12 protein-coding genes are annotated in these 13,353 nt (G+C 36.3%); 9 read left to right on the top strand and 3 right to left on the bottom strand.

What is annotated here, in order from left to right; translation table 11 throughout:
- The first annotated feature begins 96 nt into the window (after positions 1-96).
- The 4 genes from H6G68_RS17930 to H6G68_RS17915 all read left to right on the top strand — a co-directional run bounded on the left by H6G68_RS17930 (position 97) and on the right by H6G68_RS17915 (position 1,462).
- The gene (locus H6G68_RS17930; RefSeq protein ID WP_071188449.1) at positions 97-357 is read left to right on the top strand and encodes a hypothetical protein; all 261 of its coding nucleotides are present in this window, start codon (positions 97-99) and stop codon (positions 355-357) included.
- On the top strand, positions 357-749 hold the full coding sequence (locus tag H6G68_RS17925; protein ID WP_190907865.1) for a type II toxin-antitoxin system VapC family toxin: 393 nt from the start codon (positions 357-359) through the stop codon (positions 747-749). Before H6G68_RS17930 ends, H6G68_RS17925 begins: the two co-directional genes overlap by 1 nt.
- A gap of 135 nt (positions 750-884) precedes the next feature.
- Positions 885-1,082 (top strand): hypothetical protein, encoded by a 198-nt coding sequence (locus H6G68_RS17920; RefSeq protein ID WP_190907864.1) that lies wholly within the window; start codon positions 885-887, stop codon positions 1,080-1,082.
- Positions 1,079-1,462 (top strand): type II toxin-antitoxin system VapC family toxin, encoded by a 384-nt coding sequence (locus H6G68_RS17915; RefSeq protein WP_190907863.1) that lies wholly within the window; start codon positions 1,079-1,081, stop codon positions 1,460-1,462. The genes H6G68_RS17920 and H6G68_RS17915 overlap by 4 nt, the downstream gene beginning before the upstream one ends.
- 173 nt (positions 1,463-1,635) lie before the next feature.
- Here the strand turns inward: H6G68_RS17915 and H6G68_RS17910 are convergent, their stop codons facing one another.
- The gene (locus tag H6G68_RS17910; RefSeq protein WP_190907862.1) at positions 1,636-2,304 is read right to left on the bottom strand and encodes an ATP synthase subunit B family protein; all 669 of its coding nucleotides are present in this window, start codon (positions 2,302-2,304) and stop codon (positions 1,636-1,638) included.
- The gene (coaD, locus tag H6G68_RS17905) at positions 2,214-2,765 is read right to left on the bottom strand and encodes a pantetheine-phosphate adenylyltransferase (protein ID WP_190907861.1); all 552 of its coding nucleotides are present in this window, start codon (positions 2,763-2,765) and stop codon (positions 2,214-2,216) included. The genes H6G68_RS17910 and coaD overlap by 91 nt, the downstream gene beginning before the upstream one ends.
- A gap of 254 nt (positions 2,766-3,019) precedes the next feature.
- Between coaD and lgt the strand changes: the two genes are divergently transcribed.
- From lgt to rlmN, 5 genes are all read left to right on the top strand, one after another.
- Complete coding sequence (gene lgt / locus H6G68_RS17900) at positions 3,020-3,892, top strand: prolipoprotein diacylglyceryl transferase (RefSeq protein WP_190907860.1); 873 nt, start codon at positions 3,020-3,022, stop codon at positions 3,890-3,892.
- 571 nt (positions 3,893-4,463) lie between these two features.
- Entirely contained in the window at positions 4,464-5,261 is a 798-nt protein-coding gene (cobM, locus tag H6G68_RS17895) for a precorrin-4 C(11)-methyltransferase (protein WP_190907859.1), read from the top strand.
- A gap of 99 nt (positions 5,262-5,360) precedes the next feature.
- Complete coding sequence (locus H6G68_RS17890; protein WP_190907858.1) at positions 5,361-5,714, top strand: phenylpyruvate tautomerase MIF-related protein; 354 nt, start codon at positions 5,361-5,363, stop codon at positions 5,712-5,714.
- Between the two features lie 157 nt (positions 5,715-5,871).
- Entirely contained in the window at positions 5,872-11,295 is a 5,424-nt protein-coding gene (locus H6G68_RS17885; protein ID WP_190907857.1) for a trifunctional serine/threonine-protein kinase/ATP-binding protein/sensor histidine kinase, read from the top strand.
- A gap of 46 nt (positions 11,296-11,341) precedes the next feature.
- Entirely contained in the window at positions 11,342-12,412 is a 1,071-nt protein-coding gene (gene rlmN / locus H6G68_RS17880; protein WP_190907856.1) for a dual-specificity RNA methyltransferase RlmN, read from the top strand.
- Between the two features lie 74 nt (positions 12,413-12,486).
- Here the strand turns inward: rlmN and H6G68_RS17875 are convergent, their stop codons facing one another.
- Positions 12,487-12,666 carry a replication restart DNA helicase PriA gene (locus tag H6G68_RS17875; RefSeq protein WP_127053603.1) on the bottom strand — a complete coding sequence of 60 codons (180 nt, stop codon included), beginning with the start codon at positions 12,664-12,666 and terminating at the stop codon, positions 12,487-12,489.
- Positions 12,667-13,353 lie beyond the last annotated feature (687 nt).

The following is a 13,353-nucleotide window of genomic DNA, read 5'->3' as shown; positions in this document are numbered from 1 at the left end:
ATATGGCTTACGCCACGCTACGCTATCAGACAATATGTTACAATCACAATAGAGGTAAAATCAAAAATTCCGTAATTAAATTGATCAGAAAAGACAATGCAACAAATTAATTTTGATGCTCGTGTAGATGAAAATGGTTGTTTATATCTGAAACTTCCCCCAAATTTTGCCGGGATGGAAATAACAGGAAAACTTTTATATCAAGCTCATCCTATTTCCTTACCAAATCGCAAAGAGAACAAAATTGATATTAATCTTGTTCGGAGTATTTGTCATCAGATTAGAAATTTACCAGTTCTTGATAGCAGAACTCCTGATGAAATTATTGGTTATAACGAATTTGGAATCCCAGAATAATGGTTATTGATACTTCTGCTATTATGGCAATTATTTATGCTGAACCTGAAGAATTGATATTTATTGAACTTATTAACGAAAGTGTAAATTGTTTACTTTCTTCTCCAGGTTATGTGGAAGCATCTATCGTTTTAGGTACTAAACATGGTCAGCAAGGTGTAGAAAATTTGAATTTATTAATTGCAGCATTATCTATAACAATTGTACCTTTTACTGTAGAACAGGCACAATTAGCAAGTGCAGCATTCTTGAAATTTGGTAAAGGCCGTCATCCTGCAAAACTGAATATGGGAGATTGCTTTTCTTATGCTTTAGCAAAATCTACAAATCAACCTTTATTATTCAAAGGTAATGATTTTATTCACACTGATATTGATCAAGTAAATTATTGATTGATGCTCTATTTGATGTAGAGAATAAAATCCTGTAAATCCTATAATCCTGGGTATCCTGATATGGCTTACGCCACGCTACGCTATCAGACATTATGTCTCAATCTGAATTGAGAGAAACAGGAGCATAAAACTATGCCATTAATCAAAATACCAAGACATTATCTTGTATCTCAAGATGAAGATTCAATTACAGTAGATGTACCAGAATCAATGCTATCACATTGGAAAAAAGACTATGAAAAAGTTATTCAAGCAAAAGGAATTTTAAAGCATAAAAAAGCAGCAATTTTAGCTCATTTAGATACTCTGCGTCAGGAATGGGAAGAATGAAATATTTTTATGATACCAATATTTTTATTTACTATCTAGCCGATGATATAACAGTTAATTCATGGTTTACAGAAGAGTTTTTGAATTTGCACGAAATTCTAGTTTCACCGATTATCCGCATTGAATTACTGAGTTTTGCCGGCTTATCAAAAGAAGAGGAACAATCTATTGAAGATGTACTATCTCAGTTTAACACAGTTCCATTATTGCGAGAAATTGAAAATCAGACAATCCAAATCAAACGACAATATAAAATTAAGCTTCCTGATGCAATTATCGCCGCTACAGCAATAAATCAAGACGCATTTTTAGTAACAAGAAATATCGGTGATTTTAAAGGAATTACTGGACTAAAGATTGAGAATCTTTTCGTTAATTGATAAGGAAGATATGACTTTTATCCTGTCAATCCTTTAATCCTGGGTATCCTGATTCTGACATTTTAATGTTTATAATATATCATCATAAATGTAATACAAATTGGATGCAATACCAAGAAAGGTAAGGCATCAATATGATTTTCAACTTCGCCACAATTATGAATTACGAATGATTATCTCTTTTTAGGATTGGGTGAATTACGCTGCTTGGGAATATCTCCTCGCAGTTGTAAACGGCCATTAGTAATAATTCGCAACATTTCTTGAAGATCCTGTTCGATATTTTCCAGGACATTATCGGCATATTGATCAGCACCATCTTCAATTTCTTGAGCTTGTGCGATCGCACTTTGACGCATTTCTTCCAATTCTTGCATACAAGCACGCCGCTTGCGCTCAATTTCCGCCTCCGTGTCTTGCATCATTGCGTCACACTCTTGCTGCACTTTTCGCCGCAGTTGTTCAGCTTCCCGTTCGGCCTGTCTGATAATATCGCTTTCAGCCAAAATTTGCGCTCTTTTAGCTTGCGCTGCTTCCACAATCTGCTGTCCATATTCCTCAGCTTCCAGCATGATTTCCTCCTTTTGTTGGAGTAGCTCTGCTGATTCTTGAAACACCGATGGTAAGGAAAGACGGACAAAATCCAGCTGTTCTAGTAGTTTTTCTTCATCTATGAGGGTACGTCCCGTCAGCGGAATTCGTAAACTAGAGAGAACCATATCCTCTAGACGGTTTAGTTCCTGCTGAATATCTACCCCTGGCTGTCCATTGGGATGCTCTTGGGGGAGAGGATTGTTTCCGTTGTGATTGGACTCAGGGCTGGAGAGTTTTGGTTGTAGCATTGGTATATATCCAGGGCAATGTGTGGGGGAACAAGATGATCAACAGAGCCACCAAACTTTGCAATCTCTTTTACCACACTACTACTTAAAAAACTATACTCATTGGAGGTAGCCAGAAAAACTGTCTCTATCTGAGTAGAAAGTGTTTTATTGGTGTGGGCCATTTGTAGCTCGATCTCAAAGTCAGAAACTGCTCTTAAACCCCTGATTAAAACTTGTGCTTGTCGCACGCTGGCATAGTTGACAGTCAAACCATTAAAGCTATCTACTTCCACATTTGCTAAATGTTTTGTAGTTAGACGAATCTGTTCTAGCCTTTGCTGCACTGTAAACAGTGGCATTTTGTTAGGATTTCCCAATACGGCGACTATCACCTGCTCAAACAGCCGACTACTGCGCCGAATTATGTCAAGGTGTCCCAAGGTGATGGGGTCAAAACTACCAGGATAAATCGCAATCACAATCGTAGATGCATCAATGTACTTTAGGTGATTATATCGACATAATCTAATTTAACTTACTTAAATCTCACATTTACGGCAGAAGGGAAGAAGCAGGATGCTCCCCGGTAGGAGTGCTTTTGAATTTTGAATTGATTTGTCCCCATCTCCCCAAAATGTACAAATTCAAATCACGACAGCTTATGATTTTTAGGGTGGGTAGCGCCTAAGAATTTTAAAATCCTCCCGTAATCAAATCTTTTAGGTAATTTTGTATGGAACTGGATTTTTCCACTTTGCCCTTAGCGTTTCAATTTACTTCTCCAGGACCAATTCTGGTAGAAATAGGGCCCATAGTTATCCGCTGGTATGGCTTGTTGATTGCCTCAGCCGTGTTAATTGGTGTGAGTCTTTCCCAGTACTTGGCCAAGCGTCGTCACGTTAATCCAGAGTTGCTGAGTGATTTGTCAATTTGGCTGGTAATTGGCGCTATTCCAGCAGCCAGGATATATTATGTTTTATTTCAATGGTCAGAATACTCCCAACACCCAGAGCGAATAATTGCCATTTGGCAAGGAGGTATTGCCATTCATGGTGCAATTATCGGTGGTGTGACGGCGGCGTTAATTTTTGCCAAACTTAAAAACATATCTTTCTGGCAATTAACGGATTTGGTAGCGCCTTCGCTGATTTTAGGGCAAGCGATCGGACGTTGGGGAAATTTTTTCAACTCTGAAGCTTTTGGCGGACCGACAAGTTTACCTTGGAAATTGTATATTCCCCCAGAGCGTCGTCCCCCAAGCTTGGCTAGTTTTGAATATTTCCATCCCACCTTTCTCTATGAATCTCTGTGGGATTTAATGGTGTTTACCCTGCTATTGACTTTATTTTTTCGCGCTTTATCTCATAAGCCACGGCTGAAGCTAGGGACGCTGTTTCTAGTTTACTGGGTAGCCTACAGCTTAGGACGCTTTTGGATTGAAGGCTTACGCACAGATAGCTTGATGCTAGGTCCACTGCGGATTGCACAAATAGTCAGTTTAAGCGGAATTATTTTCGGATTAACTGGTTTAGCTTGGCTTTATTTGCTGAAACGTCCTTTACCTGATGTAGTTCCCCCCTCGAAGAGTGATATTGTGTCTGGTTAAATACTGATTATTAAGGCTGACCGAATAATTCGTAATTCGTAATAATGCCGACTGTAAGCACTATTATCAATTACGAATTACTTGTGACGCTCGGATGCGGGAAGATGGGGACGTGATTAGCTAATGTGGCTTTAAGTTGTATAATTCGCAATGTTACCAAGACGCTCAGACACGGAATGAAACACAGTGATACACTGTCAATGATGATCAGCTGAGGGAACTCAAAAAAATAAATTATCCAAGCTCTGCAATCAAAACGATTTTTCCTCTCTGTAAGATCGCTCCCTATCCCCAAAAATAAAAAATGCCCCAGAGTTTTCTCTAGGGCTTAACCAGGGTGCATCTACCATTTCTTTCTACAACGCCAAAGGGGGTAATCCGGAAAGGTGCTGAAGAAATGCCAAAAGAATTTTTTTGCGGAATTACTGTGTAGTTGTATATCTAATGGATATACAGCAGATTTCAGGTTGCAGGAGGTACGAAATTTTAGAACAAAGCCTTATGCTAAGAGACTTTCAAAGAGAGTTAAGAGTTCTCTATTCCCTATTCCCTATTCCCTATTCCCTGCTGTATGAGTAAGTTGAGTGATAAAACTAAGTTAGATTGCCTAGAATCAGCCGTCTATATTGTGGGTGCAGGACCCGGAGATCCTGATTTATTAACGGTTAAGGCTCACAAACTGCTGGCTATAGCGGATGTGATTTTATTTGCTGATTCCTTAGTACCAACACAAATTTTAGATATTTGTCGTCAAGATGCCGAGATAATTCAGACGGCGAATAAGACTTTAGAAGAGATTTTGCCGATTATGATTGAGGCAGTGCGATCGCATAAATCTGTGGTTCGTCTTCATTCGGGAGATCCTAGTCTCTACAGTGCTATCCACGAACAAATGCAGCTTTTAGCAGCAGCTAATATTCCTTTTGAAGTCATCCCTGGCATCAGTGCCTTTCAAGCCGCAGCTGCTAAATTGAAAATCGAGTTAACTATCCCTGGGTTAGTACAAACTATCATCCTGACTCGCATTAGTGGACGCACAGAGGTTCCCGCTACAGAAGAATTAGCCAGCCTAGCAGCACATCAAGCTAGTCTCTGTTTGTATCTGAGTGCGCGTCATGTTGTCGATGCTCAAGCTAAACTACTAGAACATTACCCAGCACAAACTCAAGTAGCGATTTGCTTTCGTGTCGGGTGGCCTGATGAAAAAATCCGAGTTGTCCCACTTCAGGAAATGGCTAGTTGTACTCATGAAGAACAATTACTACGGACTACACTTTATATAATTAGTCCTGCGCTCTTAGCAGCAACTGGTCGCTCTCGTTTATACCACCCTGAACATAATCATTTATTTCGATCATCTCATCACTAAATAAGAAATAGGAAGGTAAAATTAATAGCATGATTGCTACCATTTGGGTTAGCAATTTTAGATTTTTAATGTTTAATTTTGAATTTTCAATTGCCTATTATGCCATTAATTAAAGTCCAAACTTCTGTAGCTGCTCCAGAAGCAACTGTAATTCAATCAATGCTCAAAAGTCTATCAGCCAAATTAGCTCAACACACAGGCAAACCAGAATCTTATGTGATGACGGCTTTTGAGCCAGCCATCCCTATGACTTTTGGCGGAACTACTGACCCAGTTTGCTATATTGAAATTAAAAGTGTTGGCACAATGAAGCCTGAGCAAACCGCAGCTATGAGCCAGGATTTTTGCCAGCAAATTAACCAAATTTTGGGTATACCAAAAAATCGAATTTACATAGAGTTTGCAGATGCCAAAGGTGCAATGTGGGGTTGGAACAGTACAACCTTTGGGTAATATTTTCATGATCATCCAAGCTGCTATCTGGTTGAGACTGGTAATGGGTAATTGCTCAAAACTCTTACCCACTAATTAAATTACCAGTATTTTTCTAAAATTTTGAATTGATTTCTTTCCAGGATTTTGTATTGCGTATTGATTTGTCCCCAGCTTTATGAGCAAAAGCCATATTTCTGCTATCACCATTCCTGGTTATCGAATTACGGAAGTCATTCATGTTAGTTCTAGAACTACTGTTTATCGTGGTGAGCAAGAGAAGACACAGACTCCTGTAGTTATCAAAACATTGAATGCACAATATCCGCAATTGCGCGAGTTGATTTCGTTAAAAAATCAATTTGCCATTGCCCAAAAAATAGACAATCCCCATATTATTAAATGTTATGGTCTAGAACCATATGGTAATAGTTATGCGCTAATTCTAGAAGATATTGGTGGAATATCCCTGAATCAGTATGCTAATTCTCAACCATTGAGCCTCGATATTTTTTTTACTATTGCTATTCCCATCATTAAAGCATTAGAGTTTCTTTATCAACAAAATATTATTCATAAAGATATCAAGCCTAAAAATATTATTATCAATCCAGAGAATAAGCAAATTAAGCTGATAGATTTTAGTATTTCTTGTCTATTGCCTAAAGAAAACACCGAAATAAAAAGCCCGAATGTATTGGAAGGGACATTTGCTTATATGTCACCTGAACAAACAGGAAGAATGAATCGAGCGATAGACTACCGTACCGACTTTTACTCTCTCGGCGTTACTTTTTATCAACTACTCACAGCAAAATTACCTTTTGATACTACTAATCCTTTAGAATTGTTGCATTGTCATCTTGCTAAAGAACCTAATAGTCCGAGAGAAATTAATGATCACATTCCTGAAATTGTTGCAGATATCATTACTAAGTTAATGGCAAAAATGCCCGAAGATAGATATCAAACAGCGAAAGGAATTAGACATGATTTAGAAATTTGTCAACAAATGTTATTAAATCATGGAGAAATTTTTAATTTTAAATTAGGCGCAGGTGATACATCAGAACGCTTTCTGATTTCTGAGAAAATTTATGGTAGAGACAAGGAAATTACAAACTTGTTAAATGCCTTTGAAAGAGTCAGTCATGGCACTAAAGAATTAATGTTAGTTGCAGGCTTTTCTGGAATTGGTAAAACGGCTGTTATTAATGAAGTTCATAAACCTATTATCCGTAAACAAGGTTATTTCATTTCTGGCAAATATGACCAATTTCAGCGTAATATTCCTTTTTCTGCCTTATTACAATCATTAGATAGTTTATTAAATCAACTGTTAACTGAAAGTACAGGTAATTTGCAAGAATGGAAAGATAAGATTTTATTAGCCTTGGGAGAACAAGGAAAAGTAATAATTGATGTTATTCCTGAATTAGAAAACATCATTGGCAAACAACCTAATGTTCCCGAACTTATCGGTACTGCTTCTCAAAATCGTTTCAATTTGCTATTTGGTAAATTTATTCAAGTATTTGCTAGGAAAGAACATCCATTGGTAATTTTCTTGGATGATTTACAATGGGCAGATGCTGCTTCTTTGAAGTTAATACAATCATTAATAAATGAACCAGATGTACAATATTTGTTGTTAATTGGCGCATATCGAGATAATGAAGTTAATCCTGGACATCCTTTCATTCTGACATTAGATGAGATTCGTCAAACTCAAGCCATAGTCAATCAAATCACTCTCAAACCTTTAGATGAATCTCACCTTAATCTGCTGATTACAGATACTCTAGGTTGCTCAAAGGCAGAAGCCACACCTTTAACTGAATTACTTTTAACAAAAACCCAAGGTAATCCATTTTTTAGCTATCAATTACTAAAATCTCTTTATGAAGATGGGTTAATTAGTTTTAATTGTCATCTTGGTTATTGGCAATGTGATATTAATGAAGCTAAGGCTTTACATCAAAATGATGATGTACTGCAATTTTTAGCCCTACAGTTACAAAAATTATCAAATAATGCTCAGGATATATTAAAAATAGCGGCTTGTATTGGCAACCAATTTGATTTACATACTTTATCTATAGTTTGTAAAAAATCCGATACAGAAACGGCTGCTGACTTGTGGCAAGCGTTACAAGAAGGACTAATCTTACCACAAAATCAAGTTTATAAGTTTTTTACAGATAATGTTTATGTATCTACCGCAGATGTAGAAATTAATAACTCTGAAGAAATTATAGTTAAATACAAATTTCTCCATGACACAGTTCAACAAGCTGCTTATTATCTCATTCCCGAAATGGATAAACAAGCAACTCATCTAAAAATTGGTCAACTCATTTTACAAAATACAAATGCTGTTGAACTAGAAGAAAATATATTTACGATAGTTAATCAGCTAAATCTGGGGATTGATTTAATTACCACTGATTCAGAAAAATATGAATTAGCTAAACTTAATTTAATTGCTGCTCGTAAAGCAAAATCTGCTACAGCTTATGATGCTGCTGTTAGATATTTGAATGTGGGTTTAGGACTGTTAGCAAAAGATAGCTGGCAAACTGAGTATCAATTGACATTAAATCTTTACGTAGAAGCTGTAGAAGCAGAATATTTAAATGTCAACTTTGAACAATCCGGCACTTATGTAGAAATAGTCAAGCAAAATGCTACTAATATACTTGATCAAGTAAAAGTATATGAAGTTCAAATACAAATGTATATGGCTCAAGTACAAATGCAATTAGCAATTGATACAGGGCTAAATTTACTGGATATACTTGGAGTTAGTTTAGAACAAGCCCCTCCGCAAATAGTAAACATTGAGGATTTAATCAATTTACCAATCATGACGGCTGCCGATAAACTTGCAGCCATGCGGATATTAATGAGTATTAGTGCGGCGGTTTATTTTGTGAATCCAGAATTGTTGCTACCGATCATATTTACTATGATACATCTATCTGTTAAATATGGCAACTCTTCAACTTCTGCTTACGGATATGTTGTCTATGGTTTCCTCCTGTGCGGGGCTTTTTCAGAGATAGAGACTGGCTATCGCTACGGTGAACTGGCATTGAATTTATCAGACAAATTTAATGCCAGCAATATCAAATTTAGAGTCATACTTTTTTGGTATGCAAATATCAGATATTGGAAACATAATTTTCGAGAATCGGTGCTTCCTTTACAAGAAAATGTCCGTTACGGTTTGGAAATGGGCGAAATTGAATATGTCGGTTACTGTTCTGCTAATCATGTCTTTAAGTTAGTATTTGCAGGTCAAAATTTAATAGATATATCCCAATCCATAGATCAGCATATTGCTTTAATGATTAATCTCAAACAACAATGGAGTATTAGTAATCAAAAGATTTGGAAGCAGATGATATTTAATATCATGGAAATCACTAATGATCAATACCAATTAAATGGTGATTTTGTCAATGAAGAATTATATTTATCATTTGTTGAGACTAAAAATTATAATTGTCTATTTGCATTTTATCTAGCTAAAACTATCCTATTTTATTTGTTTAGAGAAAATAACCAGGCTGTTAATAGCGCCATTTTAGGCAAACAATATACAGCGGCTGTAAATGGACAAATTCTTGTCTGTGAACATAATTTCTACTATTCTTTGGCTCTTTTAGCTGAATATCCTTACCAAACTATTGATGAGCAAGAACAATATTTACAGCAAGTTTTAGCGAATCAAAACCAAATGCAACTTTGGACTAATTATTCTCCCTGTAATTTCAAACATAAATATGATTTAGTGGAAGCTGAAAAAGCTAGAGTTTTAGGTAATAATTGGGAAGCTGTAGAACTCTATGAACAAGCAGTTAGAGGGGCTAAGGAAACTGGATACATTCAAGAAGAAGCACTAGCGAATGAATTAGCTGCTCAATTTTTTATTAATTTGGATAAAGAAAAAATTGCTCAAGCATATTTAATAGATGCTTATTACTGTTACGTTAATTGGGGTGCTAAAGCTAAAATTGAAGATTTAGAAAAATCCTATCCTCAATTACTAGATCCCATCCTTAAGCAGAAAGAAATTATGCTTCACCAAAGTGAAGCACCTGCTTTTGTCAGCAAGATTATATCTGAGCCTAATAATACAGGCGCTTCAGCTATTTTGGACTTAGAAACTGTTACTAAAGCATCTCTGGCTATTTCTTCAGAAATTCAGATAGATAAACTATTGTATACGCTCTTGCAAGTAATTATTGAAAATGTAGGAGCAAAAAAAGCGGCTTTGATTTTGCAACAAGCGGGAAATTTAATCCTGGTAGCACAATCTATCGATGATGAGGAAATTGGATTACAATCTATCCCTATTAACAATAGTCAAAATATACCTTTAAGTATAATTAATTATGTTTATAATAGGCGGGAATCTTTATTGATTAATAATGCTAATGCTGAAGAAGATTTTATTGCTGACCCGTATATTATAAAATATCAACCCAAGTCTATATTATGTAGTCCTATTCTTAGTCATGGAAAAATTGCTGGAATTATTTATTTAGAAAATAATTTAATTACAGGTGCATTTAATCCGGAAAGATTAAAAATCTTACAACTTCTATCTTCTCAAGCAGCTATTTCCTTAGAAAATGCTCAATTATATAGTAAATTAGAAGAAAATGTGGCTTACCGAACCCAAGAATTAAATGAAAAAAATCTTTTTCTAGAAAAAACGTTACGTGAATTAAAATTGACACAATCCCAACTTATTCAAACAGAAAAAATGTCAAGTTTGGGGCAAATGGTTGCAGGTATTGCCCATGAAATTAATAATCCTGTAAATTTTATTTATGCAAATATTGAACACGCGAGTAATGATATTCAGGCTTTAATAAATTTACTCAATCTCTACCAACAAGAATATCCCAATCCTCCTCATATTGTTCAGGAAAATAAAGTATCTATTGATTTTGATTTTCTGATTCAAGACTTGCCAAAAATTCTAGATTCAATGAGGTTAGGATCAGAACGGATTCGCAAGATTGTTCTTGGCTTACGGAATTTTTCACGACTTGATGAATCTGAGATGAAGCCTGTAGATATTCATGAGGGTATTGAAAGTACATTAATGCTTTTACAGCCTCGTTTTAAGGATAAGTTAGGATATTCACAAAATATAGTGATTAAGGATTATGCTGAACTACCTTTAGTTAATTGTTATCCTTCTCAACTAAATCAGGTGTTTATGAATATTATTAGCAATGCTATTGATGCATTATATAAACGTGAGCAGAATTTATCATCAGAAAAACAAAAAAGTAATTCTAGTCAAATTATTATTCATACCCAAGTCATTAACAAGGATTGGGTAAGAATTGCGATTAAAGATAATGCAATAGGAATGAGTTTGGACGTTAAGCAACGTATATTTGATCCTTTTTTCACGACAAAACCTGTTGGTGAAGGTACAGGTTTAGGATTGTCGATTAGTTATCAAATTGTGGTAGACAAGCATGGTGGTAAGATAGAGTGCATCTCTGAACCTGAAAAGGGAACAGAATTCTTAATTGAAATTCCTATTAATTTGAGTCAAAAAGCCAAGACAAGTTGAGATGGCAGGTGTAGGATAGAGATCCAGCATCAATCCGTGATTTTTTATGTCTGCTACACCGTTTGTATCTCCCGTAGATTCACCCAATTCCGAAAAATCTGAACTTATTCCCCCCCTTCTCGGTGCTTCGGTAGCGGAGTTAACTGCTTGGGTACAGCAGCAGGGACAGCCCGCTTATCGGGGAAAGCAATTGCATGATTGGATTTATAATCAGGGGGTGCGATCGCTTGCTGATATTTCTGTCTTCCCGAAAAATTGGCGCACACAAGTTGCAGATATCCCCATTGGCCGCTCAACTCTACATTACCGTTCTGTTGCCCCTGATGATACGGTAAAATATTTGCTCAAGCTTGCAGATGGGGAAATTGTGGAAACTGTTGGTATACCCAGCGAAAAGCGTTTAACAGTCTGTGTTTCTACTCAAGTCGGTTGTCCGATGGCTTGTGATTTTTGCGCTACTGGTAAAGGTGGTTATAAGCGCAATCTTAGCTGTGCAGAAATTGTCGATCAAGTTTTGACTGTACAAGAAGATTTTCAGGAACGGGTAAGTAATGTGGTGTTTATGGGGATGGGTGAACCGTTGCTGAATACGGAAAATGTCATCTCTGCACTAAAATCTATTAATAAAGATGTGGGCATAGGTGCGCGATCGCTGACTGTTTCTACTGTAGGCATCCGCGATCGCATTCGTCAACTAGCTGAACACCAATTACAAGTTACTCTCGCTGTCAGTCTCCACGCACCAAACCAAGGATTACGAGAACAACTCATCCCCAGCGCTAAACCCTACCCCATAGAAGATTTACTGGACGAATGTCGAGAATATGTAGAAATCACTGGACGCAGAGTTACCTTTGAATACATCCTTTTAGCTGGGGTGAACGATTTACCAGAACACGCTTTAGAACTATCAAAACGCCTGCGAGGTTTTCAAAGTCATGTCAACTTGATTCCCTACAATCCCATTGAAGAAGTAGATTACAAAAGACCAAACCGCGATCGCATTCAAGCTTTTGTGAACGTTCTCCAACAACAAAATACTGCGGTTAGTGTCCGTTATTCTCGCGGTTTAGAAGCTGATGCAGCTTGTGGACAATTGAGAACAAGAAAGAGGTGACAGGTGACAGGTGACAGGTGACAGAAGTAAGAAGTAAAAAGGTAGGAGGTAATATCTTAATTCTTTCCAGTTTCTTATCTTTTGGCGTAAATGCCTGGGGCATAAGCCTCAATTACTTTACCAGTGCGAGTGCAGGTGATCATCAAATAATCACAGCTTGGGCATTGTGTTCTTGTAACTTGACTCTCAGCAATGTAGTGACGTTCAGCTGCACTGCCGCAATTTGGGCAGTGAATTTTTTGTGATACTTGCATTTTAAAACCCCTGGATTTAATAAAACTTTAGAAAATTTGAAAAAAAAAGAATCTTTCGTCGGTCAATATTTCAGCCGTAATATCGGCTAATTCTTTTTAAGAAACTTTAACAGTGAAAAAAATTGATATTTACATTTACTATCATAAATTTTATAGTTTTTGTCATCACACTTCAGATATATAAATTTACTTGATTGTAACTTTCTCTTAGTTTTATAGTGATCCCTATCACTTTATCCTTGAGATAGTCTTGTTTTTGCTCTTGGAAAAATTAGTTGTTTTTGTATTCAAGCGCTACCAGATAGGAAAAACTGTAGCCCAAGTTACAAAATGTGTATTTTTATATTTAATTAATATTTGGTAGACGACAGATCCTCAAGCTTGCTACTTTTTTTGGGACTATAGTAACTGTGTAGAGAAAGCGTTGAAGTAATTAGTTGAGTTACAGCAATTTTCGGATAAATGAACGACATTTTGTTGTCTCACTTTCTAAAAAAACAGGACTTACGCAAAACACAACGAAAGTAGGGGTAATTCATGAATTACCCCTACGGAAAATGGGGGTTTCAAGCATATCTTGCGTAAGTCCTAAAAAATTAAGAGTGTGGTCTAAATATGTAAAAAATATGATGATAAACTAAATTTGTAAGGATTCAGGATAGAAAATACTCTAATTCAGGAGAATAA

Origin of the sequence: Anabaena catenula FACHB-362, from assembly GCF_014698735.1 — a bacterium.
GTDB lineage: Bacteria > Cyanobacteriota > Cyanobacteriia > Cyanobacteriales > Nostocaceae > Anabaena > Anabaena variabilis_A.
The sequence above is the reverse complement of the archived record's forward strand: the minus strand, read 5'-3'. Positions and strand labels throughout refer to the sequence as shown.